General features: G+C 27.5%; 3 protein-coding genes. All 3 read right to left on the bottom strand.

What is annotated here, in order from left to right:
- Nucleotides 1-288 precede the first annotated feature (288 nt).
- Complete coding sequence (locus G3997_RS03575; protein ID WP_296648207.1) at nt 289-642, bottom strand: hypothetical protein; 354 nt, start codon at nt 640-642, stop codon at nt 289-291.
- A 118-nt stretch (nt 643-760) separates the two neighbouring features.
- Nucleotides 761-1615, bottom strand: a complete 855-nt coding sequence (locus G3997_RS03570) for a DUF4438 domain-containing protein (RefSeq protein ID WP_296648203.1) — start codon at nt 1613-1615, stop codon at nt 761-763.
- Nucleotides 1609-1797 (bottom strand): hypothetical protein (locus G3997_RS03565; RefSeq protein ID WP_330616192.1); only part of this gene is annotated, 189 nt, incomplete at its 5' end. The genes G3997_RS03570 and G3997_RS03565, both read right to left, overlap by 7 nt.

The following is a 1797-nucleotide window of genomic DNA, read 5'->3' as shown; positions in this document are numbered from 1 at the left end:
TACGTTTCTCAAAATGTAATTTTTTACTTTTATAAAATCATTGATATTACTTATATTCATAGGTTATCCACAAAAAATTTCATAGCATAATTTCCTTGTACGTAAAAATGCTGTCCACACTTTATATGTAGACAGCATTTTTACTTKGATTTATTMAATTAATTTAGTATASTTYWYTWWTWMWWWMCAATATTTATATATAATTAATCACAGAATGTATAATAAATCCTATTATTTAAAGTATTTAACCCTGACAAATTGTCAGGGCTTTAAAATAATAAAAATAGTTTATTTTAAATTAAACTTTTCATTTTCATATACAACTTGATTATTTTCTTCTAGTTCTTTAAGTATTACATACATAACATCCTTGTTTAAAAATACATTTCCATTTTCATTTCTAACCTTTAAATTAAAATCCTTATACTTATCCTTTATATAATCTGTAAGATTATCTTCYTTTAAAATATTATAATTWKTATCTAAATAAACTTTAAATAACCACGGCATAGCATTCTCACTTAAATCAACTACTAACCTATCAAGTAATACATAACTYTCATCATCATTTATAATCATAAAATCTGGWGTATCATTTATTAGTTTATCTATATAATCATAATATCTCTTATTGTCTTTCATATACGTCTCCTTATTTATTGCTCATTTTAATAGATTTTTCTATACAAGAACTCATTGCCTTTATAACAGCACTTCTCATACCTTCAATTTCTAAAATCCTACTTTCATATGCTTCTCCTTATTTATTCATGTAGTATCCTATGTTTGCATTTTGATYTATTTTACCTTCTATGTTGCCTTTACTAGAACTCATTATAACTGTAACACCTGGTCCATGACCAGATTTTACACAATCACTATGTACTATAACACCTATTGAAACAGCTCCACCTAAGTATCCTGTTCCATAAGTATTATCATGATCTTCAAGTAATACTAAATCTCCAAATCTTAACTTATCAAGTCCTAGTCTYTTTATTTCTACTTTATCAGCAGTCATTATATCATAATCTCCACTATAAGCATTTGAAGAACCTGTTCCTGAACCCATAAGATATGCTGGAACAGATGCAACAACTGGAACTTGTAACTTTCCGTTCTTTTCTTTTATTTCTAGTTTTTCAAACAAGTTTGGATCTATACTCATAACTGCTATATCTTCATAGCCTTTTATACTTAAACCTTGACCGTAAGCTTTAACTAGTATTTTATCATCTATAGCTAAATCTTCTAAAGTATCTTCATCAAAGTATATCATAACATGCTCTATACCACCATGCATTCCTGTTACATAACCTTTTTTACCTTTWGCATCTCCTGATACAACCTTAGCCTCATTACCTATACAGGAAAAAGTAGTTAATGCTGCATTTTCAGTAGTATTTTCATTTCTTATAGAAACACCTGGCTCAACATGGTCTCCTACCCAGTTAAATGCACTATCTCCTATTTTAACATTATATGATATACCACCAGTTGCAGGAAGTACCATTGGTTTTCCATCAAAAGTTATTCTATAGTTTCCTCCTAATGGATGATGTATCTTACCTTGTACTGACCACTTTACTAAGTTTTCTTTGTTAGTTTTTAACACACTTTCACTCTCCTTAATCCTTTCATATATTCTATAAATTCATCAACTGCATCTTCTCTAGTTGCCCAAGAGGTAACAAGTCTTATAGCTATGTTATTTTCATCTATTATTATTTTTATATTTTTCTTCAAAATCTTTAAATCTGTATTTGATATACATATATCTTTATTAAAAGTAATAGT

It is taken from the genome of Romboutsia sp. 13368 (genome assembly GCF_018336475.1).
In the GTDB taxonomy this organism is placed as follows: domain Bacteria; phylum Bacillota; class Clostridia; order Peptostreptococcales; family Peptostreptococcaceae; genus Romboutsia.
This window is presented reverse-complemented; position numbering and strand designations above follow the sequence as displayed.